This is a genomic window from Rhizobium sp. 18055, assembly GCF_902706285.1.
Lineage (GTDB): Bacteria > Pseudomonadota > Alphaproteobacteria > Rhizobiales > Rhizobiaceae > Rhizobium.
Window position 1 is genome coordinate 1 of the sequence record NZ_CACSKD010000116.1, and the last position, 591, is coordinate 591.

General features: G+C 69.5%; 1 protein-coding gene. It reads left to right on the forward strand.

Annotated features, from left to right (window positions below; translation table 11 throughout):
• The coding region (locus GVL52_RS28250; RefSeq protein ID WP_160012683.1) for an FAD-binding protein at positions 1-591 on the forward strand (591 nt) is incomplete at both ends.

Sequence of the window (591 nt, forward strand, 5' to 3'; positions counted from 1 at the left end):
CCGCTCTACGACGGCGGCATCTGCACGCGCATCGATTGCGTGTCGCTCGGCGTGGTGGTGAACCGCGAGGCCCGGCGCTTCTACGACGAGGGCGAGGATTTCTGGCCCAAGCGCTACGCCATCTGGGGACGCCTCGTGGCCCAGCAGCCGGGCCAGATCGCCTATTCGGTCATCGACGCCAAGGCGATCGGCCGCTTCATGCCGCCAGTGTTTCCAGGCGAGCAGGCCGATTCGCTGCCGGAGCTGGCGGAGAAGCTCGGACTCGACGCCGGGCATTTCATGCAGACGCTGGACGCCTACAACGCCGCCTGCCGGCCGGGCCGGTTCGACCACACGGCGCTGGACGACTGCCGCACCGACGGCATCGCGCCCGCCAAGACGCACTGGGCCCGCCCGATCGACACGCCGCCGTTCTACGGCTATGCGCTGCGGCCCGGCGTGACCTTCACCTACCTGGGCCTGAAGACCGACGACACGGCCGCCGTGCGCTTTGGCGGACAGCCCAGCGCCAACCTGTTCGTGGCCGGCGAAATGATGGCCGGCAACGTGCTGGGCAAGGGCTACACGGCCGGCGTGGGCATGTCCATCGGC